At 65.3% G+C, this 22,139-nt stretch carries 23 protein-coding genes; 8 read left to right on the forward strand and 15 right to left on the reverse strand.

The annotated features are described in order from the left end of the window. Positions 1-2 precede the first annotated feature (2 nt). Genes lptB through ASC94_RS28020 form a run of 5 tightly spaced genes read right to left on the reverse strand, consistent with a single transcriptional unit; the run spans position 3 to position 3,522 of the window. Entirely contained in the window at positions 3-773 is a 771-nt protein-coding gene (gene lptB, locus ASC94_RS28000; RefSeq protein ID WP_373888140.1) for an LPS export ABC transporter ATP-binding protein, read from the reverse strand. Between the two features lie 2 nt (positions 774-775). Then, positions 776-1,351, reverse strand: coding sequence for a lipopolysaccharide transport periplasmic protein LptA (gene lptA / locus ASC94_RS28005; RefSeq protein ID WP_056404145.1), 576 nt, complete (start codon positions 1,349-1,351; stop codon positions 776-778). Positions 1,352-1,366: 15 nt separating this feature from the next. Beyond that, positions 1,367-1,972: an LPS export ABC transporter periplasmic protein LptC gene (gene lptC, locus ASC94_RS28010; RefSeq protein WP_056404148.1), complete on the reverse strand. Its 606-nt coding sequence runs from the start codon at positions 1,970-1,972 to the stop codon at positions 1,367-1,369. Between the two features lie 12 nt (positions 1,973-1,984). Further along, the gene (locus ASC94_RS28015; RefSeq protein ID WP_056404150.1) at positions 1,985-2,524 is read right to left on the reverse strand and encodes an HAD family hydrolase; all 540 of its coding nucleotides are present in this window, start codon (positions 2,522-2,524) and stop codon (positions 1,985-1,987) included. Next, positions 2,524-3,522, reverse strand: a complete 999-nt coding sequence (locus tag ASC94_RS28020; protein ID WP_056404153.1) for an SIS domain-containing protein — start codon at positions 3,520-3,522, stop codon at positions 2,524-2,526. Before ASC94_RS28020 ends, ASC94_RS28015 begins: the two co-directional genes overlap by 1 nt. Before the next feature lie 109 nt (positions 3,523-3,631). On the opposite strand from ASC94_RS28020, the gene ASC94_RS28025 reads away from it, so the two are divergent. Further along, complete coding sequence (locus tag ASC94_RS28025; RefSeq protein WP_056404155.1) at positions 3,632-5,608, forward strand: monovalent cation:proton antiporter family protein; 1,977 nt, start codon at positions 3,632-3,634, stop codon at positions 5,606-5,608. A 113-nt stretch (positions 5,609-5,721) separates the two neighbouring features. On the opposite strand, the gene ASC94_RS28030 is transcribed toward ASC94_RS28025, so the two are convergent. The 3 genes from ASC94_RS28030 to ASC94_RS32145 form a co-directional block, all read right to left on the reverse strand. Further along, entirely contained in the window at positions 5,722-6,864 is a 1,143-nt protein-coding gene (locus ASC94_RS28030; RefSeq protein ID WP_373888141.1) for a DUF484 family protein, read from the reverse strand. A gap of 2 nt (positions 6,865-6,866) precedes the next feature. After that, positions 6,867-7,718: an MOSC domain-containing protein gene (locus tag ASC94_RS28035; RefSeq protein ID WP_056404157.1), complete on the reverse strand. Its 852-nt coding sequence runs from the start codon at positions 7,716-7,718 to the stop codon at positions 6,867-6,869. A gap of 204 nt (positions 7,719-7,922) precedes the next feature. Next, positions 7,923-9,977, reverse strand: coding sequence for an NYN domain-containing protein (locus ASC94_RS32145; RefSeq protein WP_082616898.1), 2,055 nt, complete (start codon positions 9,975-9,977; stop codon positions 7,923-7,925). A gap of 126 nt (positions 9,978-10,103) precedes the next feature. On the opposite strand from ASC94_RS32145, the gene ASC94_RS28045 reads away from it, so the two are divergent. Beyond that, positions 10,104-10,592, forward strand: coding sequence for a nuclear transport factor 2 family protein (locus ASC94_RS28045; protein ID WP_056404159.1), 489 nt, complete (start codon positions 10,104-10,106; stop codon positions 10,590-10,592). A gap of 181 nt (positions 10,593-10,773) precedes the next feature. On the opposite strand, the gene ychF is transcribed toward ASC94_RS28045, so the two are convergent. Continuing rightward, complete coding sequence (gene ychF / locus ASC94_RS28050; RefSeq protein ID WP_056404160.1) at positions 10,774-11,865, reverse strand: redox-regulated ATPase YchF; 1,092 nt, start codon at positions 11,863-11,865, stop codon at positions 10,774-10,776. Between the two features lie 90 nt (positions 11,866-11,955). On the opposite strand from ychF, the gene ASC94_RS28055 reads away from it, so the two are divergent. From ASC94_RS28055 to ASC94_RS28065, 3 genes are all read left to right on the forward strand, one after another. Beyond that, on the forward strand, positions 11,956-12,390 hold the full coding sequence (locus ASC94_RS28055; protein WP_229417441.1) for a thioesterase family protein: 435 nt from the start codon (positions 11,956-11,958) through the stop codon (positions 12,388-12,390). Continuing rightward, positions 12,387-13,055 (forward strand): ion channel, encoded by a 669-nt coding sequence (locus ASC94_RS28060; protein WP_056404166.1) that lies wholly within the window; start codon positions 12,387-12,389, stop codon positions 13,053-13,055. Before ASC94_RS28055 ends, ASC94_RS28060 begins: the two co-directional genes overlap by 4 nt. Positions 13,056-13,157: 102 nt before the next feature. Then, a complete protein-coding gene (locus ASC94_RS28065) occupies positions 13,158-14,147 on the forward strand; it encodes a proline dehydrogenase family protein (protein ID WP_056404169.1) in 990 nt (329 codons plus the stop codon). Here ASC94_RS28065 and ASC94_RS28070 read toward each other — a convergent pair. The 3 genes from ASC94_RS28070 to ASC94_RS28080 form a co-directional block, all read right to left on the reverse strand. Continuing rightward, on the reverse strand, positions 14,101-14,928 hold the full coding sequence (locus ASC94_RS28070) for a helix-turn-helix domain-containing protein (RefSeq protein ID WP_056404171.1): 828 nt from the start codon (positions 14,926-14,928) through the stop codon (positions 14,101-14,103). The genes ASC94_RS28065 and ASC94_RS28070 overlap by 47 nt on opposite strands. 10 nt (positions 14,929-14,938) lie before the next feature. Further along, positions 14,939-16,258, reverse strand: coding sequence for an amidohydrolase (locus tag ASC94_RS28075; RefSeq protein WP_056404173.1), 1,320 nt, complete (start codon positions 16,256-16,258; stop codon positions 14,939-14,941). A gap of 105 nt (positions 16,259-16,363) precedes the next feature. Continuing rightward, positions 16,364-17,323 (reverse strand): PhzF family isomerase, encoded by a 960-nt coding sequence (locus tag ASC94_RS28080; RefSeq protein WP_056404175.1) that lies wholly within the window; start codon positions 17,321-17,323, stop codon positions 16,364-16,366. A gap of 74 nt (positions 17,324-17,397) precedes the next feature. On the opposite strand from ASC94_RS28080, the gene ASC94_RS34090 reads away from it, so the two are divergent. The 3 genes from ASC94_RS34090 (at position 17,398) to ASC94_RS28090 (ending at position 19,670) form a co-directional block, all read left to right on the forward strand. Next, the gene (locus ASC94_RS34090) at positions 17,398-17,778 is read left to right on the forward strand and encodes a LysR family transcriptional regulator (RefSeq protein WP_200955847.1); all 381 of its coding nucleotides are present in this window, start codon (positions 17,398-17,400) and stop codon (positions 17,776-17,778) included. Beyond that, positions 17,778-18,278 (forward strand): substrate binding domain-containing protein, encoded by a 501-nt coding sequence (locus tag ASC94_RS34095; RefSeq protein ID WP_200955841.1) that lies wholly within the window; start codon positions 17,778-17,780, stop codon positions 18,276-18,278. The genes ASC94_RS34090 and ASC94_RS34095 overlap by 1 nt, the downstream gene beginning before the upstream one ends. A gap of 87 nt (positions 18,279-18,365) precedes the next feature. Next, entirely contained in the window at positions 18,366-19,670 is a 1,305-nt protein-coding gene (locus tag ASC94_RS28090) for an HD-GYP domain-containing protein (protein ID WP_229417436.1), read from the forward strand. Between the two features lie 5 nt (positions 19,671-19,675). Here the strand turns inward: ASC94_RS28090 and pth are convergent, their stop codons facing one another. The 3 genes from pth to ASC94_RS28105 form a co-directional block, all read right to left on the reverse strand. After that, entirely contained in the window at positions 19,676-20,257 is a 582-nt protein-coding gene (gene pth / locus ASC94_RS28095; RefSeq protein WP_056404177.1) for an aminoacyl-tRNA hydrolase, read from the reverse strand. Positions 20,258-20,327: 70 nt separating this feature from the next. After that, a complete protein-coding gene (locus ASC94_RS28100) occupies positions 20,328-20,957 on the reverse strand; it encodes a 50S ribosomal protein L25/general stress protein Ctc (RefSeq protein ID WP_056404182.1) in 630 nt (209 codons plus the stop codon). 135 nt (positions 20,958-21,092) lie between these two features. Next, positions 21,093-22,043, reverse strand: a complete 951-nt coding sequence (locus ASC94_RS28105; RefSeq protein WP_056404184.1) for a ribose-phosphate pyrophosphokinase — start codon at positions 22,041-22,043, stop codon at positions 21,093-21,095. Positions 22,044-22,139: the final 96 nt, after the last annotated feature.

A 22,139-nucleotide genomic window follows, 5' to 3' on the forward strand; every position in this document is an offset into this window, starting at 1 on the left:
GCTTACATGCGGAAGTGTTCGCCGAGGTAGACGCGCCGCACCGATTCGTCGGCGATGATATCGTCCGGACGGCCGGACGCCAGCACGCTGCCCTGGTTGATGATGTAGGCGCGGTCGCAGATGCCCAGCGTCTCGCGCACGTTATGGTCGGTGATCAGCACGCCGATGCCGCGCTCCTTGAGGAAGCGCACGATGCGCTGGATCTCGATCACGGCGATCGGGTCCACGCCGGCGAATGGTTCGTCGAGCAGCACGAAACGCGGGTTGGTGGCCAGCGCGCGCGCGATCTCGACGCGGCGGCGCTCGCCGCCCGACAGCGACAGCGCCTGGTTCTCACGCAGCTTCTCGATCTGCAGGTCGGCCAGCAGGCGGTCCAGGCGCTCGTCGATCTCCGCCTTGCCCAGCGACTTGCCGTTCACGCGCTGGATCTCCAGCACGGCGCGGATGTTCTCTTCCACCGTCAGCTTACGGAACACGGAAGCTTCCTGCGGCAAGTAGGACAGTCCCAGCGTGGCGCGCTGGTGGATCGGCATGCTGGACACGTCCACGCCGGCGATGTCGATGCTGCCGGCGTCCGACGGCACCAGGCCGACGATCATGTAGAAGGACGTGGTCTTGCCGGCGCCGTTCGGGCCCAGCAGGCCCACCACCTCGCCGCATTCCACTTGCAGCGACACGTCGTGTACCACCTGGCGCTTGCCATAGGATTTCTGCAGGCCGCGCACCACCAGGGTGCTGGTGCAGCCTTCCATGTTTTGCGTTGCTTCAGCCATCGTCATTTCCCCGCTGGCGGTTGCTGCGCCGGCGCATCCGGCGGCGGGCGCTTGGCGGACGGCTGGATCACCATGGTGCCGCGGCCACCGCCCGGCTTGCTCTCGCCGGTGGCGGTGTTCTTCACGCTGAAGAATTCCTTGCGGCTGTCGTAGTAAATGAATTCGCCCTGCACTTCATCGCTGGGCTTGCTGCCTTCCAGGCGGCGCACCTTGGCCTTGTTGAACAGCTTGACCAGCTCGATCTTGCCGTCGTACTCGATGCGTTCCGCCTCGCCTTCCACCCACTGCTCCCCTTCGCCGTCGCGCTTCTGGCGGAAGGTGGCGGGCGTGCCCGGCACGCTGGTCAGGGTCACGTACTGGTAGCCTTCCGGGTCCTGCGTCACCACCGCTTTGGAGGACTTCATCTGCAGCGTGCCGCGGGTCAGGATCACGTTGCCGGTGAAGGTGCGGATCTGCTTCACGTCATCCACGTCCACCTGGTCGAACTTGATTTCGGTGGGCTTGTAGGAGTCGGCTTTTTCAGCCTGGGCCAGACCGGCTGCGCACAGCAGCAGGGCCGAGATCAGAATTTTTTTCATTGTTTTGTTCCTGTGTTATTTGGTATTGGCCGGCGCGCCCTTGGGCGGAAACACGATGGCCCCGCGGCCCTGCAAGTGCACCATGCGGGTGGCGTTGTTGGCCTTCATGCCGGTGCCGGTGGCGGTGGCGCCACCCTGCACGATCTGCACCGGCTGGTCGGTTTCCATGCGGTCCTCGTCCGGGTAGACGGTGAGCGCCTGCGTCGTCATCTGCATCGCCGCGCTCTTGCCCTGCGCCGCGCGGTCTATCTTCACGTTGCCCTTCAACTGCACCCGGGTGTTGCTCTCGTCCACGCGCGCGTGCTCGGCCGTGATGTTCATCGGCGGCTGGGTGCTGCTCAGGTTGCGCATCATCGGCTTGTCGATCTCGGAGGCGTCGTCGATGGGGCGGTGCACCAGCTTGTCGCCGGCCACAATATAGCTCGGCTTGCCGTCCTTGGTCATGCGCACCACGCTGAACTGGTCGATGATGTAATCCGGCTCGTTCAGGCGTTTGTCGGCCAGCATGTCCTCTTCGCCCCGGTTCAGCAGCTGCACCAGCCAGAAGGTGCCGCAAGCGAACAAGACCCCGAACACCAGGGTCAGGGTTAAGCGCCAGCGGTGCGCGGTTCGTTTACGCATGGTTCAACCTTCTCAGACCAGGAACTGGGCCATGACCTGGTCGTAGCGGCCGGTGGCGCGCAGCACGAACTCGCACAGCTCGCGCACCGCGCCGCGGCCGCCCTGCGCCACGGTCACATGGTGTACGCGGTCGAGCACTTCGGCGCGGCCGTTGGGCACGCCCACCGCAAAGCCGACCCGCTTCAAAATCGTCAGGTCCACCACGTCGTCGCCGATAAAGGCCACTTCCCCGGCTTCCAGGCCGGTCTTGGCCAGCAAGTCGTTGAACGGGGTCAGCTTGTCATGGCCGCCCTGGTGCACGAACTCGATGCCCAGGTCGCGCGCGCGGGCCGTCACCTGCGGCGAGCGGCGCGCACTGATGATGGCCGTCAGGATGCCGGCCTCCTGCAGCAGCTTGATGCCCAGGCCGTCCTGCACGTTGAAGGTCTTCATCACTTCGCCGTCCGGGCCGTAGTGCAGGCTGCCGTCGGTGAGCACGCCGTCCACGTCGAAAATCACCAGCTTGACCCTGGCCGCACGCGCCACATTGTCCGGATTGTAGGCCTGGTTCATCAGATCACCTTGGCGCGCGTGAGGTCGTGGATGTGCAGCGCGCCGGCCAGCTTGCCGTCCTCATCGACCACCAGCATCTGGTTGATGCGGAACTGTTCCATGATGGCCACCGCGTCCACGGCCAGCTTATCAGGCGAAATGCTGCGCGGGTTGGCATGCATCACATCACGGATGATTACCTTGCTGAAGTCCTGCACTTTTTCGATCATGCGGCGCAGGTCGCCGTCGGTAAACACGCCCACCGGGCGCCGGTCGGCATCCACGATGGCGGTCATGCCCATGCCCTTCTGGGTGATTTCCAGCAGCGCCTCCGGCAGGCGGGTGTCCAGGCCCACGGACGGCACCGCGTCGCCGCTGCGCATCACGTCGCGCACATGGGTCAGCAGGCGGCGGCCCAGGGCGCCGCCCGGGTGCGAGCGGGCGAAGTCTTCTTCCTTGAAGCCGCGCAGGTCCAGCAGGGCCACGGCCAGGGCATCGCCCAGCGCCAGCGTGACGGTGGTGCTGGCGGTGGGCGCCAGGTTCATGGGGCAGGCTTCCTTGGCCACCGAGACGTCCAGGTGCACGTCGGCCAGCTTGGCCAGGCTGGAGCCGGGCTTGCCGGTCATGGAAATGAGGGTGCTGCCCATGCGCTTGACCACCGGCAGGATGGCCATCAGTTCCGAGCTTTCGCCGGAATAGGAGATGGCGATGAAGGCGTCTTCCGCGGTCACCATGCCCAGGTCGCCGTGCGCGGCTTCGGCCGGGTGCACGAACAGGGCCGGGGTGCCGGTCGAGGCCAGGGTGGCGGCGATCTTGCGCGCGATATGGCCGGATTTGCCGATGCCGGAGACCACAACGCGGCCTTTGCAGTTCAGCAGCAGGGCCACGGCCTTGCCGACGCTGTCGTCGGTAGCCAGGCGCGCGTGCATGGCGGTAATCGCGTCCGCCTCGATCTGCAGGGTTTCTCGGGCCAGCGCCAGCGCGCGTTCGGCCGTGTTGTTGTCAAAAGCTTTCAGCATGGGAATTCCATCGGTTACACTCATGCCGGAAGTATAGCCGAATTGCGAAAGCAAAAAACTTGCCAGTCCTAACAAACAACGGGATCAGCGCCCCAAATGGAACCGCCGCATGTTTTCACCGCTTGAACTGACCCTTTTGCTGCTGGGCAGCGCCGTATTGGGCGTGGTGGCTTTCCGCATGCTGCACCTGCCGCCCATGCTGGGCTACCTGGCGGTGGGCATCATCATCGGCCCGCACGCGCTGGGCCTGGCCGAGCAGAGCGAAGCGAGCCACATCCTGGCAGAGTTCGGCGTGGTGTTTCTGATGTTCTCGATCGGCCTGGAATTCTCGCTGCCCAAGCTGATGGCCATGCGCAATATCGTGTTCGGGCTGGGCATGGCCCAGGTGGGCGCCACCATCGCCGCCACCATGGGGCTGGGCTGGCTGCTGGCCACCCAGCTGCCGGGCGTGCACATCGGCTGGCAAGCCTCGTTCGCGCTGGGCGGGGCACTGGCCATGTCGTCCACCGCCATCGTGGTGAAAATGCTCACCGAGCGGCTGGAGCTGGAAAGCGAGCACGGCCGCAAGATCATCGGCATCCTGCTGTTCCAGGATCTGGCGGTGGTGCCGCTGCTGATCCTCATCCCATCCCTGTCCAAGAACCCGGACGACCTGCTTGAAACGCTGGCCTGGGCGGCCGGCAAGGCTGCCATCGTGCTGGTGCTGCTGCTGTTCGTGGGGCAAAAGCTGGTGCGCGGCTGGTTCACCATCGTGGTCAAGCGGCGCTCGCAGGAACTGTTCATGCTGAACCTGCTCCTGATCACGCTAGGCGCGGCCTGGATCACCGAGAAGGCCGGGCTGTCGATGGCGCTGGGCGCCTTCGTGGCCGGCATGCTGATCTCGGAGACCGAATACAAGCACCAGGTGGAAGAGGACATCAAGCCCTTCCGCGACGTGCTGCTGGGACTGTTCTTCATCAACGTGGGCATGCTGCTCAACCTGCGCCTGGTGGTGGAGCACTGGTGGCTGGTGCTGGTGCTGCTGGCCGGGCCGGTGCTGCTCAAGTTCGCCCTCATTGCCGGGCTGGCCAAGCTGTTCGGCTCGTCCGACGGCGTGTCCATGCGCACCGGCCTGGCGCTGGCGCAGGCCGGCGAGTTCGGCTTCGTGCTGCTCAACCTGGCCGGCGGCATGGCGCTGATGGACCCCTTCATCATCCAGGTGGTGCTGGCGTCCATGGTGCTGTCGATGCTGCTGGCGCCGTTCGTCATCGCCAAGTCGGACCAGCTGGTGATGAAGGTGTCCAGCAATGAATGGATGATGCAGTCGCTGGCGCTGACCAAGATCGCCACGCGCACCATGAGCACGCAAAAGCACGTGATCGTGGCCGGCTTCGGGCGCAGCGGCCAGAGCCTGGCCACCCTGCTCAGCGAAGAAGACATTGCCTACCACGCGCTAGACCTGGACCCGGAACGGGTGCAGGAAGCGCAGGCGGCCGGTGCCAGCGTGTCCTACGGCGACGCGGGCCGGCGCGAAAGCCTGGTGGCAGCGGGCATCTACCGCGCCAGCGCGGTGGTGATCACCTACGCCAGCACGCCGTCGGCGCTGCGGGTGCTGCACCTGGTGCACGAGCTGGCGCCGGCGCTGCCGGTGATCGTGCGCAGCCACGACGACACCGACCTGGACCGGCTGAAGGCGGCCGGCGCGGCCGAAGTGGTGCCGGAACTGATGGAAGGCAGCCTGATGCTGGCCTCGCACGCGCTGGTGATGCTGGGCGTGCCGCTGCGGCGCGTGGTGCACCGGGTGCAGGCGGCGCGCGAGGCGCGTTACGCGTCCCTGCGCGGCTGGTTCCACGGCGCCAGCGACGCCGGCGAAGACGACGACATGCTGCGCCTGCATTCGGTGACGCTGGGCGAGAGCGCCAGCTGTATCGGCAAGACGTTGGCCGAAGTGGCGGTCGAGGCGGCGGGCGCCGAAGTGGCCTCCATCCGGCGCGGCAAAAGCGGCCTGGACGCCACACCCGGCACGGTGCTGGAAGCCGGCGACGTGGTGGTGCTGCGCGGAGCCGCCGACGCGGTCGCCCGCGCCGAACATCAGCTGCTCGCCTGATTCCTACAAACTTTCCAACTATCCTACAGCCAGCCTGAGCCGCATTTTCCCCTACTTCGGGGTCTGACCCCGAAGTAGGGGAAAATGCGGCTCAGCTTGCTTCAGGGGCGGGGTCAGGCGCCGGGGCGGAAGGTGACGACGCGGTTGCGGCCGCTGTCCTTGGCCTGGTAGAGCGCCGAGTCGGCGTGGGCGATCAGTTCCATGGCGGCGCTTTCGGGCGCGGCGGCGGGGTCGCTGCGGTCCAGGCAGGCCACGCCGATCGAGGCGGTAATGGAGACCCGCACGCTGTGCGACACGTCTATCATGCTGGCGGCGATGCCGGCGCGGATGCGCTCGGCCACAAAAGCGGCACTGTCCAGGTCCGCATTGATCAGCAGGACCACGAATTCTTCCCCGCCGAAACGCGCCAGCGCGTCCGATAGCCGCAGCTCGGCCTTGATGCGCTGCGCCACTTCGCGCAGCACTTCGTCGCCGCCCTGGTGGCCCACCGTGTCGTTGACCCGCTTGAAGTGGTCGATGTCGATGTACATGAAGGAAATGTCGTAAGCCTGGCGCCGCGCGCGCGAAATTTCCTCGAGCAGGCGCCGGTCCATATAGCGCCGGTTGTAGACGCCCGTCAGCGAGTCGGTCAGTCCGATGTACTTGAGCATCTCGTTGGAGATGACGTTCTCCAGGCAGATGGCGATGATGGAGGCCATGTGCTCGATGAAGTCGGTGCCCAGGCTGGGCGTGAAGCGCGTGGGGTCCACGCTGCCCAGGTTCAGGCTGCCGATGATGCGCTTGTTACGCAGCAGCGGCACCAGCGCCACGCTTTGCAGCCCTTCCGGCGGATGCGGGAAGGCGTGGCCGTGCTTGAACGCGTCGTACATCCCCAGCAGCGGCCGCGGCGTGGGCGAGTAGGCGTTGCGGCGCCCCAGGTCGAAGCCCAGGCCGTCCACTTCCTCGACAAAGATCAGGCCCGGGAACTCGGCGAAATTCACGCCCAGCTTGGCCATCACGGTGCGGATGTCGCCGCCCTCGTCGACCAGCGTGAGGGTCACCGCTTCCAGCTCGGAGATGATGGGCAGCGTGCGGAAGATGGTGCCCACCAGTTCGGGGAAGGTGGAGGCGCTGACGATTTCCAGGTCGAAGGCCTGGTGCCGCATCATGATGTTGTGATTGCGCTCGGCCTGCTCCAGCAGGTAGGCCATGCGGGTGCGCAGCGCCAGGTTTTCCGCAACCAGGTCGGCCGCTTCGGGCTTTTTGTTGGACATCATGGCTAGAACGCCAGGCTGACGTCGACTTCCTGTCCCACGCGCAGCTCCTGGCCGTCGCCTTCGATCAGGATGCTGTTCATGCCGAAGCACAGCGCGCCGTCCACTTCGGGCTTGGCGCGGTAGCCGGCCATGATGTCGAGCGGGTCCGGGCCGAACTCGCCGGTGGCCTGGTCGATCGAGGGCATGGGGCAGCGCGGGCAGGGTTTCACCGGTTTCAGCACGGCGCCGCCGACGCGGAAGTCTGCGGCGTAGTCCTCCTCGAAGGCTTCGATGCCGTCCAGCACCAGGTTGGGACGGAAGCGGTTCATGGGGATGGCCTCGCGGCCCGCCTTGAGCAGCTTCTCGTTCACGTCGGCCAGCGAGGCGCTGCCCGCCACCAGCACCGGGTAGCCGTCGGAGAACATGGTGGTCGCTTCCACCCCGTTGGTCCATTTCTGCGACACGGCACGGGTGGCGTTGGCGTGGAAGCGCACCAGGCGGCACGGCAGGCCGAGGAAATTGCTGAACCAGGCGGCGGTGGTGGCGTCGCAATCGTAGGCCAGCACCTGGTCGTCCCACACTTGCACGGTGCGCCTGGGGGCCAGCTCGGGATCCGGCAGGCCCAGTTCGATTTCCAGGCGCAGCATGCCGGGGGCGCGCAGTTCCAGGGTGTCGGCCTTCAGGCGCGGCACGATGAGCGCCATGCGCGGGTGCTCGCGCTGGGTCAGCGCAACGCCGGCTTCATCGACCACCATCCATTCCCGGTCGTAGATCTGCTCCTTCATCAGCCCGGCGCTGGTCAAGGTGGCCGAGCGCAGCGACATGCCGGCGCAGGATTTGATCGGGTAGAGGTTGATTTCGGAGAGGATAGCCATGCGGACCGCCGCCGGCAGCGCGGACGGCCGCTGCCTAAATGTTATTCAAGTTGGCAGTATGGCAGCAAAGTGTCTGGCAGTAAATCGCGGGAAACCACAGGACGGCCTGATTGCCAGGATATCGGCCGTGGTTTGCGCTTGACGGTGTGGCGGGGGCGTTGCGGGCTGCCGTATCCCCCGGTGGAGGATACGGCAAGGAACAGCTTACTCCGCCTTGCGCGGGCGGCGGGCGGCGGGCTTGCGGGCTGGCTTGTCGCCACCCTCTGCCTCGGCGCTGGCAACCACGGGCTTGGCGGCCCGGGCGCGGGCGGCGGCAGCCCGGCCGGATTTGGCTGGCTTGTCGGCGGCTGGCTCCGCAGCCTCCGCTGGCGCTGCGGTCGCCGCGGCAGCTTCGGCAGCAGCTTCGGTGATGCGCGATTCGCCAGCCTTGGCACGGCCCTTGGCCGCAGCACGGCTGCGCGGCTTGGCTGCCGGCTTGGCGGCCGCATCGGCTTCGCCGCCTGCAGTGCTGTCGGCCACCGGCGCAGCGGCTGCCGGCGCAGCGCTCGCAGCGACCGCATCGGCGACCTGTGGCGCGGCCGGCTGGCGGCTGGCCTGCTGACGGCCGCCCGAACGGCCGCCCGCGCGTCCGCCAGCACGAGCGGACGGCTGCGCGGACGGCTGAACTGCCGCTACTTCGGCGTGATCGGCCTGCTGGCCGGGAGCGTGGTCAGCTGGCTGCAGGCCTGGCTGGGTGGCTGGCTGGGTGACTGCCTGACCTGCGGCGGAGGCGTCGCCCCGGCCTGCCTGGCCGGCTTGCTGTCCGCCCACCTGGGCGAAGGACTGCGCCGCTTGCGGCACCGGCTGGCCGGCTTTGCCGCGCTGGTTGCCGCCCTGCGCCGGCTTGCCCCGGCCCTTGCCTTTGGCCCAGACGTCGGCCGAAGCAGCCGACTGCGCTGCTTTCTGCTGCGCTTTGGCTTGGCGCGCCGGGATTTTGGCCGAACTGCGCTTGGGCTGGCCGTCACGGCCAAGCTGGCGCTGATTGCCGCCGGCGGCGTTGGCGATGGCTGCGGCCGCGGCATCCAGCGCGCGCTCTTCCTCGTCCAGGTCGTCCTGCTCGCTGCTGGACAGCGAAGCTGCCTGCTCGTGCTCCTGCTCATGCTCCTGCTCGCGTTCTTGCTCATGGTCCTGCTGGGCGGTCTCGCCTTGCTGCGCATAGGCGGCGTCGTCGGCAGCGTGCACGGCTTCCGCTTCCGCGTAGGCGTTCTCGTCCTGCGCCAGTTGCAGCTCGGCGGACACTTCCTCGGACACCGGCTCATGGCTGGCGTGGCGGTCGCCGCCACGGTTGCGGCCACGGCCGCGGCCGCGGCGGCCTTCATGGCGGCCGCCCTCGGACGCCTCGTGCTGCACCGGTGCCGATACATTGCCCGAGCCTTCGCCCGTGCCCTGCTCGCCCGCGCCGCTGCTACGGTATACATAAGCACCGGATTTCTCGTCGCGGCCGAACTCCAGCAGGCCGCGCGCCTTGGCTTCCTCCAGCAGGTTGCCGAACGTGCGGAAGCCGTAATAGGACTCGCTGAAGTCCGGCTTGCGGCGCTTGATCGCCTCTTTCAGCACGGAAGCCCAGATCTTGCCGGAATCGCCACGCTCGGACACCAGCGCGTCGAAGGTCTCGACCGCCATGTCCACCGCCTCGCGGCGGCGCTTGTCCATTTCCTCGCGGCGGCCTTTTTCCTCTTCCGGGGTACGCTTGACGGCAGGCTGGCCTTCGCGGGTGTCGCGCTTGGCGGCAGCGCGGCGGATCTCGCGCACCAGGTCGTCGTAGAAGATGAACTCGTCGCAGTTGGCCACCAGCAGATCGGAGGTGGACTGCTTGACGCCCACGCCAATCACCTTCTTGTTGTTCTCGCGCAGCTTGGACACCAGCGGCGAAAAGTCGGAGTCGCCGGAGATGATGACGAAGGTGTTCACGTGGGACTTGGTGTAGCACAGGTCCAGCGCATCGACCACCATGCGGATGTCGGCCGAATTCTTGCCCGATTGGCGCACGTGCGGGATTTCGATCAGCTCGAAATTGCCTTCATGCATAGGCGCTTTGAAACCCTTGTAGCGGTCCCAGTCGCAATAGGCTTTCTTGACTACGATGCTGCCCTTGAGCAATAAACGCTCCAGCACGGGCTTGATGTCGAATTTTTCGTAATTGGCGTCGCGCACGCCGAGGGCGACGTTTTCGAAGTCGCAGAACAGCGCCATGCTGACGTTATCGTTGGATGAAGCCATGAGATTTCGTTTTCTGTGGTGGGAAGCTAAAGGGCCGGTGGCCGGCGAACTTGACGATTATACAGGCACGTCCGCTCCTTGCCCGCCCTGGTGTATGCTGGCTTTACTTATTTTTCCGGAGATCCCATGAAGCAATTGCTCGCCGCGCTCGCCTTCTTCCTGATGAGCGCCACCGCCGCCGCACAATCGGCCGAGGCGGATGCCGCTTTCCGCCAGCAGGTCCAGGCCTTTATGGACCAGTGGCATAAGGATGCAGCCAACGCGGACCCGGTTTATTTCGACAAAATGGCCGCCAGCGGCATTTATATCGGCACCGACAAATCGGAAATATGGACCCGCGACCAATTCAAGGCTTGGGCCAAGCCGTTTTTCGACCGCAAGAAAGCGTGGGCATTCACAGCCGTGAAACGCAATATCTATTTCTCGGCAGATAAAAGTTATATCTGGTTCGATGAACAGCTGAATACGCAAATGGGTATTTGCCAGGCCAGCGGCGTGCTTCACCGTACCAGCGGAGGATTTGAAATCGAGCATTATCAGCTCTCGCTGGCGGTGCCCAATCCGCTGATGGATCAGTTCAGCAAAGCAGTCAGGGAGTTCGAGGCCAAGCAGTAAGAACTGGAACGGAGCACCGCTTTATGGGGCTGGCGCGCCTGTTTTATGCCAGTTTCTGGCGTGTTCACGCCAGGTTTGAGTGCGCTGCGGCCCCACGGGGCCGGCCGGATAAAAAACAGGGCGAAAAAAAAGCCGCGATCGCTCGCGGCTTTTCTTATTGCGGCCATGGCCGCCGGGGTAATTACACGTTGAACAGGAAGTTCAGCACGTCGCCATCCTTGACGACATATTCCTTGCCCTCGGCGCGCATCTTGCCAGCTTCCTTGGCGCCCGCTTCGCCCTTGAGCGCGATGTAATCGTCATAGGCAATGGTCTGCGCGCGGATAAAGCCGCGTTCAAAGTCGGTGTGGATTACGCCGGCTGCCTGGGGTGCGGTATCGCCGATATGAATGGTCCAGGCGCGCACTTCTTTTACACCGGCGGTGAAATAAGTCTGCAGGCCCAGCAGTTTATATGCGGCGCGAATCAGGCGGTCCAGGCCCGGCTCTTCCATGCCCATATCCGACAGGAACTCCGCTTTATCGGCATCGTCCAGATCAGCGATTTCCGCTTCGATCGACGCGCAAATGGCAACGATAGGCGCATTCTGCGATTTCGCGTATTCAGTCAATTGATCCAGCAGCGGATTATTGGTGAAACCGGTATCGGACACGTTGGCCACATACATGGCCGGCTTGGCGGTGATCAGGCACAGCGGTTTGATGATTGCCAGCTGATCCGCATCCAGGCCCATGGCGCGCACGGGTTTGGCTTCATTCAATTGCGGGATAATCTTTTCCAGCAGCGCCACCAGTTTCGCCGCGTCTTTATCGCCGGAACGGGCTTTTTTATTTTCGCGGTGCAGCGCTTTTTCAGCGGTGCCCAAATCGGCCAGGGCCAATTCGGTTTGAATCACTTCGATATCGTCCAGCGGGCTGACTTTACCGGCCACGTGAATCACGTTCTCGTCTTCAAAGCAGCGCACCACGTTGACGATGGCGTCGGTTTCGCGGATGTGCGACAGGAACTGGTTGCCCAGGCCTTCGCCCTGCGATGCACCCGCCACCAGGCCGGCGATGTCGACGAACTCGACGATAGCGTTGACCATGCGCTCAGGCTTGACGATTTCAGCCAGGGCAGCCATGCGGGGGTCCGGCACTTCCACCACGCCGACGTTGGGCTCGATGGTGCAGAACGGGTAGTTTTCAGCCGGGATGCCGGCCTTGGTCAGTGCATTGAATAGGGTGGACTTGCCGACGTTAGGCAGGCCGACGATGCCGCATTGGAGACTCATGAAAAACCTTTAATGATGGTATTGTTTTGCTGCGCCGATTGCCCGCGCGTAAGGATCAATTGTACCTCAGAACCAGGAGCTTCCATGACGATGCGCGACGCCACCCGCTCGCAGTTCCCCCATTTTCTGTCCATTCCCACGCGCTGGATGGACAATGATGTGTATGGCCATGTTAATAATGTTGTTTATTATTCCTACTTTGATACGGCCGTGAACCAGTTCCTGATCGGGCGCGGCGTGCTCGATATCCACAAGGGCGAGGTGGTCGGTTTCGTGGTCGACAGCGGCTGCGCCTATTTCAGCTCGGTCTCGTTCCCGGACATCGTCCACGCCGGCATCCGCGTGGCCAAGCTGGGCAATTCCAGCGTGCGCTATGAAATCGCCCTGTTCCGCAACGACGAGCCGCAGCCCTGCGCGGCCGGCCATTTTGTCCACGTCTATGTCGAGCGCGCCAGCAACCGCGCCGTCCCCATCCCGGCGGCGGTGCGTGCCGTGCTGGAGACGCTGTGTGGAGCTGGGGGATGAATCCGTTTCCCCTGGTGCACAGTACCAAACGCCACCCGTCGGCCGTGCTGCTGCTGACGCAATTACTGGGCATGCTGCTGTATCCCTTTATCGAAACCGTGCGCGGCGGACACATTATTTTCAATATGTTCGGCATCCTGGTGCTGGTGGTCGCCACCCGCATGGTGCGGCGCACGCCGGGCCATGCCTGGGTCAGCGCCAGCATCGCCGGCCCCGTGGTGGTGCTGCTGGGCCTGCAGATGGCCTTCGACCTGCCCGGCCTGCTGCCCTGGTCGTCCGCGCTGGAGGCGGCGTTCTACTTCTACGCAGCCGCCAGCCTGGTGGCCTATATGATGGAAGACCGCCTGGCCACGACGGACGAACTGTTCGCAGCGGGCGCGGCGTTCACGCTGCTGGCGTGGGCGTTCACGCACGTGTTCATCCTGGTCCAGTCGCTGCAGCCGGGCACCTTTGGCGCAGCGGTGAACGCGGCCGCACCACGCACCTGGACTGAACTGAACTACCTGAGCTTCGCCCTGCTCTCCAGCACCGGCATCGGCGACGTGATTCCGCTCACCTCCCACGCGCGGGCCGTCGCCAGCGTCGAGATGCTGGTCGGGCTGATGTATCTGGCGGCGGTGGTGGCGCGCCTGATCGGCTTCACGCTGCAGTCCAACAAGACATAGGCAGGCGCCGCCCGGCGTCCAGCCCGGAGGGCAATTTCCTTCAATACCGCAGCGAGGCGGCACGCATACGATAGCCTTTCGTTAATCTTGAAAGGAATCGACATGCAGACCCCGAACTTGATGGCGCAGGCCGCCGACAGCCTGCGCGCGCTGGCGCTCGACGAGCAGGCAAAAGAGCGCGTTGGCCGCGATCCCGAACTGCGGCGGTACATGCAGCGCGTTGCCGCGCGCTATGTGGCCGGGCACACGGTGGCGGACGTGGTGCGGCATCTGCACGCCGTGGCCGCGCGCGGACACGCGGGATCGGCGGAGTATGTGGGCGAAAGCTGCCGCGACGAGGCCAAGGCCAACGCCGACACGGAAGTCTTCCTGGAACTGGCGGCCGCGCTCGCGCATGAACGCCTGGCGTGCTCGGTCTCGCTGGACTTGTCCCACGTCGGCATGCTGGTGGATCCGGAACTGGGCTACCGCAACGCCAGGCGCATCGCCAGCGCGGCCGCAGGCGCCGGCCGCGAGGTGATGATCTCCATGGAAGGCGCGGACCGGGCCGGCCTGATCTACGCCACCTACCTGCGTCTGCATGCCGAGGCCGGGCTGGACAACGTCGGCATCACCATGCCGGCCAGGCTGCACCGCAGCGCGCAGGACCTGCCACGGCTGATGGAAGTACCGGGCCGCATCCGCCTGGTGAAGGGCGCGTTCCGGGAGTCGCCCGCGATTGCCTGGGACCGCAACAGCCCGGAGCTGGCCGCCGCCTACCGCCGGCTGGCGCAAACCCTGCTGGCCGGCCGCCACAAGTGCTCGCTCGCCACGCACGACGCGTCCTTGCAGAACGACCTGGCCGACTTCATCCTGCAGCAGCAACTGCCGCCACAGCAATCGGAATTCGAAACGCTGTTCGGCCTGGGCACCGAAGGCCTGGACGCGCTGCGCCGGCGCGGTTTCCAGACGCGCGAATACGCCATCTTCGGCGACGAGTATTTCCTTTACGTGCTGAACCGGATAGCGGAGGAGCCGGCCCGGCTGTTCCAGGCCGTGGTGGATCTTATCGGCCCCGGTACTGCCCCGGCGTCGCAGCAAGGAGCTGCTTGAAGGCGCGCTGGAAATGGGACTGGTCCGCGAAGCCGCTTTCAATGGCCGCGTCGGCAATCGCCGCGCCGCGCTTGAGCCGGGCCTGGCCGTACTGGACGCGCCGGTTGACCAGGTAGGCGTGCGGCGTCATGCCGAACCGCTCCTTGAAGGCGCGGATCAGGTAGGACGGCGACAGGCCGGCGGCGGCGCAGATGTCATCCAGGCTCAGCAGACGCGTACAGTTGTCGCTGATGAATTCGGCGGCCCGCTGCAGCTTGCCGTTGGCACCGGCCAGCACGGCGGGCGCAGGGTCCAGCGTCTGCTGCATGTCCAGGAAGAAACCGAGCGCCGCGCTCTGCTTCTGCAGGGCGTCGGCGTGCGCCGAGGTCAAGGTGTCGTAGAGCCGGTTCAGGCCAGCGAACAACGCGGTGCTGGAGGTGACCGAGAAAGCCCTGAAGTCCGCGTTGCGGCTGAAACCGAGTTCGTGCTGCAGCGCGGTCAGCCAGGCCACGTCCACGTAAAACATGCGGTAGGACCAGGGCTGGCCGGCGGCCGGATTGCAGGCATGCGCATCTTCCGGGTTGATGATCACCACGCTGCCCGCGCCCACGGTTTCCTTGCTGCGCCGGTTCCAGTAGGTGCTCACGCCGCCGGTGATGGCGCCGATGGAGAAGGTGGCATGCGTATGCCGCGCGTAGCACAGGCTGCGGCCGTCGCGTATGGAACGCGCCTCGATGAAGGGCAGCGCGGCGTCGCGCCAGAACACGGGCTGTGAAGCTTGCGCGGTTTGCACCTTGGTCATGGCCGGTCCGCTAGCGCGCCAGCGCGCTCAGCACCGCCAGGCTCATGGCCTGCGCCGCCGTCTTGATCGAGGGCTCGGGCACGGGCGCATAGAACGGCGAGTGGTTGAAGGCCAGCGGCTTGCCGCCGGCCGCTTCAGCCTCGGCCACCGCCTTGGCGGGATACACGCCGGTGAAGAAGAACATGCCGGGGACGCCCTGGTTGACGTATTCGGAGAAGTCTTCGCTGGCCGTCATCGGTGCAATCAGGCCGACGTTGGCGGCGCCCAGCGCGTCCTTCAGCACCGCTTCCGTTTTGCGCACCAGCGCTTCATTGTTGATGATGGCCTGGCCGCCGGATTTGAGTTCCACGTCCGGCGCCGGGGCACCCGCCATGGCCGCCGAGGCGTTGGCCACGCGCCGCACGCCTTCCAGCAGCTTGCTGCGCACGGCCGGGCTGTAGGAGCGGATGGTGCCGCGCACCAGCACGCTGTCCGGAATGATGTTGCCGACGGTGCCGCCCTGAATGGCGCCGATGGTGACGACGCCGAATTCCTTGGGGTCTTTCTCGCGGCTGACCACGGTCTGCACGTCGACCACGAAACGCGCCGCGATGGCGATCGGGTCCAGCGCCTTGTCCGGTGCCGAACCGTGGCCGCCACGGCCCTTGAATACAATCTCGATGGCGTCGGAATTGGACGACACCGCGCCGATGTTGTAGCCGACCGTGCCGTGCGCGGTGGGCCAGGAGTGCAGCGCGAACGCCACGTCCGGCTTGGGGAAGCGCGTGAACAGGCCGTCGGCCAGCATGGCCTTGGCGCCGGACACGGTCTCTTCGGCCGGCTGGGCAATGAACATCAGGCTGCCCTGCCATTGCGATTGCAGCTCGACCAGGGTGCGCGCCGCGCCCAGCCAGCTGGCCATGTGGATGTCGTGGCCGCAGCTGTGCATGACGTAGGTTTCAGCGCCGCCGGACTGTGCGCGGGCCTTGCTGGCGTAGGGCAAGCCGGTCTTTTCCTCCATCGGCAGCGCGTCCAGTTCGGTGCGCACCATGACGGTGGGGCCAGGGCCGTTCTTGTAGATCGCCACCAGCCCGGTCTTGCCTATGCCTTCGGTGACTTCGAAGCCGAGGGCGCGCATTTCAGCCGCGAGCCTGGCGGCCGTGCGCACTTCCTGGAAGGCGATCTCGGGATGGGCATGCAAGTCCTTGTACACGGTTTCCAGCTGCGGATACATGCTGTTGATGCGGTTGGCGACCTGCGTCTTGAGCGCTGCGCCGTCCTGCGCCGGAGCGGCTGTCGAGGCCAGCGCCGCCGCCAGCGCCAGGGGAATGCATGCGAGGTTTTTTTTCATAACCCCTATATTCGCACGTAATCGCAGCTTCGTGCTGCACCGGCGCGCCGCATCCGGCTGGCCCGCGGCCGGGCTTTTTCGAGCAGGCACATTTCACGCGCGGCTTTACCCGGCTGGCGCGCAAGGCGCCGCTGGCGTACTGGAACTCGCAGCAAGCCGGCCGACGTCCAGCGGCGCGGAGAACAGGATGACCGCGCTGCCGCTGATGGATACCTGCTGCGGCCCGTCCTGCCCTATCGTCACTTCCACCTGCACCACGCCGTCGCGGCGCAAGGCGCGGCCCTGGTGGCCGTCGAAGCGCAACAGCTTGCCGTCGTGCGCCATCAGGCCGTGCCGCACCAGGTAGGCGCCGAGAGGACCGTTGGCGTTGCCGGTGACGGGGTCTTCGGGAATGCCGATGGCGGGCGCGAACATGCGGCCGTCGGTGGCGCGGCCGCAGGCCCGCAGCTGGAACGGAAACCAGCCGTTGCAGCCGATCCGGGCGCTGAGCGCGGCCAGCGCGGCGTGGTCCGGCGCGATGGCGTCAAGCGCCACGCCGTCGCGCAGCGGCACCATCACTTTCGAGTGCCCGGTGGAGACCACCTGCAGCGGCAGGCCGGGCGCGAAATCGCCCTCGGCCAGCCCCAGCGCACGGGCCGCCGCCTGCCGCACGGCGGGCGGCAAGGGCTGGCCAAAGGACAGCGGCCCCTGCCGCATGAGGATGCGGTAATCCCCGTCCGGCTGCCGCTCGACGCGGATGCGCTGCACGCCGGCACCGGTCTTCTGTGTCAGCTCCACCGTTCCCAGGCCCAGCGCCACGGCGCGCGCGTAATGCGCGGCAATCGTGGCATGGCCGCAGATCGGCACTTCGGTGGTGGGCGTGAAGTAGCGGATCAGCACATCGTGCGGAGCGTCGCCGCCACACCGCTGCGGCGCCAGCACGAAGGCGGTTTCGGAGTGTTTCAGCTCGCGCGCCAGATCCTGCATCTGGGCGCTGCTGAGGCCGTCCGCGTCCAGCACCACGCCGGCCGGGTTGCCGCGGAAGGGGGTGGTGGTGAAAGCGTCGATATGGAATAGTTGGCTCATGCAGCCAGTTTAACTATCGCGATGGCCAGCGATAATAGCGGTAAAATCAGGACATACTTTCCCCGGGAGACCGAATGCCGCCGCTGCACCTGTTGCGCGCTTTTACCTGCGTGGTGGACCACCACAGTTTTGCGCGCGCCGCGCAGGAGCTGCGCATGACGCCGTCGTCGGTGAGCCGCCTGGTGAAGGCGCTGGAGCAGGAATTGGGCACGCAGTTGCTCAACCGCAGTACGCGCGCCATGTCGCTCACAGCCGCCGGCCAGGCCCTGTACGCCGAATGCGGCAGCGCCTTTGCGCAGCTGCGCAGTGCCTTCCAGATGGCCGGCCAGCAGCAGGCGCAGCCGCGCGGCCTGCTGCGGCTCAGCGTGCCGGTGTCGTTCGGGCGCACCCATGTGCTGCCGCACCTGGCCGGCTTCCTGCACCAGCATCCCGAGATTGAACTCGACCTGTGCTGATGACGGACCGCTACCTGGACCTGGTGGCAGAAGGCGTGACCCTGGCCATCCGCATCGGCCGCCTGGACGACTCTTCCCTGGTGGCACGCAAGCTGATGGACAACCGCCGCCTGCTGGTGGCGTCGCCGGCCTACCTGGCGCAGCACGGCGCGCCGGCCGCCGTGGCCGACCTGGCCGCGCATGTCTGCCTGAACCTGGCCGTGAACCGCGACGCCGAGCTGTGGCGCCTGACCGGCCCGGATGGCGAGCGCAGCCTGCGCCCGCAGGGGCGCATCCGCGCCGACAACGGCGACGCCATCCGCCAGCTCGCCATCGACGGGCTGGGCATTGCCTTCCTGTCCAGCGCCACGGTGGCGGCGGCGCTGGACAGCGGCGAGCTGGTGCAGGTGCTGCCGCAATGGGGCGGGCGCCCGAGCGGCGTGTATGGTGTATGCCCGCAACGCCCGGCGCCCCCGTCTGCCCGGGCGGCCATGGATTTCCTGGCCAGCCGCTGGGCCTGAGCCCCCACGTCCTTGCTTCTCGTATACACTGGCAGAGATAAGTTACACAATCACAACTTCTGCATTGCAAGCCTCAGGGGAGCCGCATTGGACGAGTTGACGGTGACGATGGATCAGCTGCGTGTCGGCCTGTATGTCGAGCTGGACCTGAAGTGGTTTGAGCATCCGTTCGCATTCAGCCGCTTCAAGATCAAGTCCGAAGAGCAGATCGATATCCTGCGCAGCCTGGGGCTGCGCTCGGTGCGCTACAACCCCGAGCTCAGCGATGCGACGCCGCAGGAAGATGCGCCGCAGGCTGCCGCACGGCCGCCGAAGGCCGCTGGCGTTGCGGCTGCGGCGGCCGCTGCTGCGGCGGCAGCGGCAGTGGCATCGCCCGCCCTGCAGGCCAAGCGCGCCATGCTGGAGCGCATGCAGCAGCGCCGCGCCGATGCCGAGCGCGTGGAGCAGGCCTTCACCAGCACCGCGCGCGCCATCCGCGAGATCGAAAAGAACCTGTTTTCCCGGCCGCAGGAATCGGTCAGCCAGGCCACCGCGCTGGTGACGCAGATTACCGACGCCATCCTGTGCGCCCCGGAACTGGCCATCCACGTGATGGGCGATACGGCCGGCAACGAAGAGCTGTATTTTCATTCGCTCAATGTGACCATGCTGGCCATGATGATTGCGCGCGAAGTGAACCTGCCGCCCGAAGTGGCCAAGCTGCTGGGCCTGGGCGGGCTGCTGCACGACATCGGCCGCAAGAACATTCCGGACAAGATCCTCACCAAGCCCGAGCCCTACACCACGGCCGAGCAGAACCTGTACGAGATGCACGCCCAGTACGGGGCGGAAATAGCGCAGCGCCTGCAATGCATGCCGGCGGTGGCGGCCGTGATCCACGACCACCACGAGCTGTACGACGGCAGCGGCTATCCGCGCAAGCTGAAAGGGGAAAGCATCGGCGTGCTGGCGCGCATCGTGGCGATCGCCAACTACTATGACGAGCTGTGCAACCCGTTCAACCTGGCGCATGCGCTCACGCCGCACGAGGCGCTGTCCATGATGTTCGCCAAGCACCGCGCCAAGTTCGACCCGCGCCTGCTGCAAATGTTCATCCGCTGCCTGGGCGTGTATCCGCCGGGCACCGTGGTGCAGCTGTCGAACGGAATGACCGGCATGGTGGCCACGGTGAACACGGAACGCCCGATGAAGCCGATGCTGGTGGTGTACGACAGGGACGTGCCGCGCCTGGAAGCCATCATGGTGGACCTGGACCTGGAAACGGACTTGCACATCATCAAGGCGCTGCGGCCGGGCCAGGTGCCGCCGGAAGTGTACGTCTATCTCAGCCCGCGCAAGCGCATCAGCTACTACTTCGACGCCACCAAGCCCACGGCGCAGGCGGCGGCCTAGCCTGGTCAGGCGGTGTGCAGCTGGGTCGTGGCCAGCGGGAACTTGCCCTCGCACACCAGCGGGATGATGTTCAGGCTTTTCTCGATGGCTTCGTCGATCAGCAGCTGCTCGTCGCGGCGCGGACGGTGCAGCACGAAGTCGGCCACCGCCTGTTGCAGGCTCAGCGTGCGCGGGTGGCCGATGCCGATGCGCAAGCGCCAGTAATCCTGGGTGCCGAGCGCGGCGGTAATGTCCTTGAGGCCGTTGTGCCCGCCCGACGAGCCGCCCTTTTTCAGCTTGGCCACGCCGGGCATCATGTCCAGCTCGTCGTGCACCACCAAGACTTCATCCGGGTTGATCTTGTAGAAGCGCGCCAGGCCGCCCACCGACTGGCCGGAACGGTTCATATAGGTCTGCGGTTCGAGCAGCCACAACTCCTTGCCGGCAATGGCGGTCTTGGCCAGCAGCGCATTGAAGCGGGTTTCGCGCTGCAGGCGCGCGCCCAGGCTGTTGGCAAGATTGTCGACCAGCCAGAAGCCGGCGTTGTGGCGGGTTTGTTCGTAGTCGGGACCGGGGTTGCCGAGGCCGACGATCAGGCGGATGGACATAAGCTGTTCTATGGATGTAAAAAAACCCCGCGAGCGGGGTTTTTTATTTTACTTCATGGGAAGTAAAAGATTACTTCTTGCCTTTGGCTGGCTTGGCATCGGCTGCAGGAGCAGCTGCTGCGGTCGCTTCAGCGGACACGTGGCCTGCTGGTACCGAAGCGGTGGCGACGGTCAGCTTTTTGCCGTGGGTGATAGCGGTCACGCCTTTTGGCAGGGCCAGGTCGGACACGTGGATCGAGTGGCCCACGTCGATGTTGGCCAGGTCAACGTTCACGAATTCCGGCAGGTCGCCTGCAACGCAGGAAACGTCCAGCTCGGACATCACGTGGCTGATGGTTGCGCCGTGCAGCTTGACTGCTGGCGATACGTCGGCGTTGATGAAGTGCAGTGCCACTTTCTTGTGCAGCTTGGTGTTGGCGTCAACGCGCTGGAAGTCAGCGTGCAGTACCAGTTGCTTGTAAGCGTGCATCTGGAAGTCGCGCAGCAGAACTTGCTGGGTCTTGCCGTCGATTTCCAGGTCCAGGATGGACGAGTGGAACACTTCTTTTTTCAGCGCGTGGTACAGCGCGTTGTGGTCCAGGGCGATGTTCAGGGGAGCATCAGCGCCGCCGTAAACGATGCCTGGGGTTTGGCCGGAAATACGCAGGCGGCGGCTCGCACCCGTGCCCTGCAGTTCGCGTTTGAATGCAACAACTTTCATTTGAGACTCCAAAAGTAACAAGGCTCGCGCCTCGTTGTGAAGAAGCGCCCCGCGACCAGGGCGCTCCGGAAAAACAGCGGCGCAACCGGTGGAAAACCGGTCGCGCCGCCGCTAAAAACTGATTGTTTACCGAGTTTAGTCGATGAACAGGGAGATCACGGAATCGCCCTTGATGATGCGTTTGAACGTTTCGGCCAGCAGCGGTGCGCAGGTCAGCTGACGGATCTTGCCGCAGGCTTTGGCAGCCTCGGACAGCGGGATCGTGTCGGTGACCACCAGTTCATCCAGCGAGGAGCCGGAGATGCGGTCGATCGCGGGGCCGGACAGCACGGCGTGGGTGCAATACGCCACCACTTTCTTGGCGCCGCGCTCTTTCAGCACTTCGGCAGCCTTCACCAGGGTGCCGGCGGTGTCCACCATGTCATCCATGATGACGCAGTTGCGGCCTTCGACTTCGCCGATGATGTTCATCACCTCGGAGACGTTGGCTTTCGGGCGGCGCTTGTCGATGATGGCCAGGTCGCAGCCCAGGCGTTTTGCCAGGGCGCGGGCGCGGACCACGCCGCCGACGTCGGGCGACACGACCAGCAGGTCTTCATTGTCCTTCTTCTGCAGGTCGCCCAGCAGGATGGGGGAAGCGTAGATGTTATCGACTGGAATATCGAAGAAGCCCTGGATCTGGTCCGCGTGCAGGTCCATGATCAGGACGCGCTCAACGCCGGCGCTTTCCAGCATGTTGGCTACCACTTTGGCCGAGATCGCAACGCGCGCCGAGCGTGGGCGGCGGTCCTGGCGGGCGTAACCGAAGTAAGGGATGGCGGCAGTGATACGGCCTGCGGAGGCGCGTTTCAGTGCATCGACCATCAAAATCAGTTCCATCAGGCTATCGTTGGTCGGTGCGCAGGTCGATTGCAGCACGAACACGTCTTTACCACGAACGTTTTCGTTGATTTCGACCATGACTTCGCCGTCCGAGAATTTCGAGACGACTGCTTTGCCGAGAGGAATGCCGAGGTTTTTTGCGACTCCTTCAGCCAGCGCAGGATTAGCGTTGCCGGTAAAAACCATCAGGTTTTCGTAAGCCATGGGGAGTCCCAGAGAAGTAAGCGTTGATATCTTGATTGATCGCCGGACAAACCGCTATCCGGCGCTGCGAGCTTCGGCGCCGTGGGCACCTGTATT

The sequence above is a fragment of the Massilia sp. Root418 genome (assembly GCF_001425265.1).
In the GTDB taxonomy this organism is placed as follows: domain Bacteria; phylum Pseudomonadota; class Gammaproteobacteria; order Burkholderiales; family Burkholderiaceae_D; genus Rugamonas.

Bases quoted from the DNA above. Each gene is read 5' to 3' on its own strand.
- ASC94_RS28025 (WP_056404155.1), top strand. From the start codon at position 3,632: ATGTTTTCACCGCTTGAACTGACCCTTTTGCTGCTGGGCAGCGCCGTA.
- ASC94_RS28105 (WP_056404184.1), bottom strand. From the start codon at position 22,043: ATGGCTTACGAAAACCTGATGGTTTTTACCGGCAACGCTAATCCTGCG.
- ASC94_RS28060 (WP_056404166.1), top strand. From the start codon at position 12,387: ATGAATCCGTTTCCCCTGGTGCACAGTACCAAACGCCACCCGTCGGCC.
- ASC94_RS28035 (WP_056404157.1), bottom strand. From the start codon at position 7,718: ATGGCTATCCTCTCCGAAATCAACCTCTACCCGATCAAATCCTGCGCC.
- lptC (WP_056404148.1), bottom strand. From the start codon at position 1,972: ATGCGTAAACGAACCGCGCACCGCTGGCGCTTAACCCTGACCCTGGTG.
- ASC94_RS28065 (WP_056404169.1), top strand. From the start codon at position 13,158: ATGCAGACCCCGAACTTGATGGCGCAGGCCGCCGACAGCCTGCGCGCG.
- ASC94_RS34095 (WP_200955841.1), top strand. From the start codon at position 17,778: ATGACGGACCGCTACCTGGACCTGGTGGCAGAAGGCGTGACCCTGGCC.
- ASC94_RS28030 (WP_373888141.1), bottom strand. From the start codon at position 6,864: ATGATGTCCAACAAAAAGCCCGAAGCGGCCGACCTGGTTGCGGAAAAC.
- ASC94_RS28015 (WP_056404150.1), bottom strand. From the start codon at position 2,524: ATGAACCAGGCCTACAATCCGGACAATGTGGCGCGTGCGGCCAGGGTC.
- ASC94_RS28045 (WP_056404159.1), top strand. From the start codon at position 10,104: ATGAAGCAATTGCTCGCCGCGCTCGCCTTCTTCCTGATGAGCGCCACC.
- ychF (WP_056404160.1), bottom strand. From the start codon at position 11,865: ATGAGTCTCCAATGCGGCATCGTCGGCCTGCCTAACGTCGGCAAGTCC.
- lptB (WP_373888140.1), bottom strand. From the start codon at position 773: ATGGCTGAAGCAACGCAAAACATGGAAGGCTGCACCAGCACCCTGGTG.
- ASC94_RS28075 (WP_056404173.1), bottom strand. From the start codon at position 16,258: ATGAAAAAAAACCTCGCATGCATTCCCCTGGCGCTGGCGGCGGCGCTG.
- ASC94_RS28020 (WP_056404153.1), bottom strand. From the start codon at position 3,522: ATGCTGAAAGCTTTTGACAACAACACGGCCGAACGCGCGCTGGCGCTG.
- lptA (WP_056404145.1), bottom strand. From the start codon at position 1,351: ATGAAAAAAATTCTGATCTCGGCCCTGCTGCTGTGCGCAGCCGGTCTG.
- ASC94_RS34090 (WP_200955847.1), top strand. From the start codon at position 17,398: ATGCCGCCGCTGCACCTGTTGCGCGCTTTTACCTGCGTGGTGGACCAC.
- ASC94_RS28080 (WP_056404175.1), bottom strand. From the start codon at position 17,323: ATGAGCCAACTATTCCATATCGACGCTTTCACCACCACCCCCTTCCGC.
- ASC94_RS28100 (WP_056404182.1), bottom strand. From the start codon at position 20,957: ATGAAAGTTGTTGCATTCAAACGCGAACTGCAGGGCACGGGTGCGAGC.
- ASC94_RS28070 (WP_056404171.1), bottom strand. From the start codon at position 14,928: ATGACCAAGGTGCAAACCGCGCAAGCTTCACAGCCCGTGTTCTGGCGC.
- ASC94_RS28055 (WP_229417441.1), top strand. From the start codon at position 11,956: ATGCGCGACGCCACCCGCTCGCAGTTCCCCCATTTTCTGTCCATTCCC.
- ASC94_RS32145 (WP_082616898.1), bottom strand. From the start codon at position 9,977: ATGGCTTCATCCAACGATAACGTCAGCATGGCGCTGTTCTGCGACTTC.
- pth (WP_056404177.1), bottom strand. From the start codon at position 20,257: ATGTCCATCCGCCTGATCGTCGGCCTCGGCAACCCCGGTCCCGACTAC.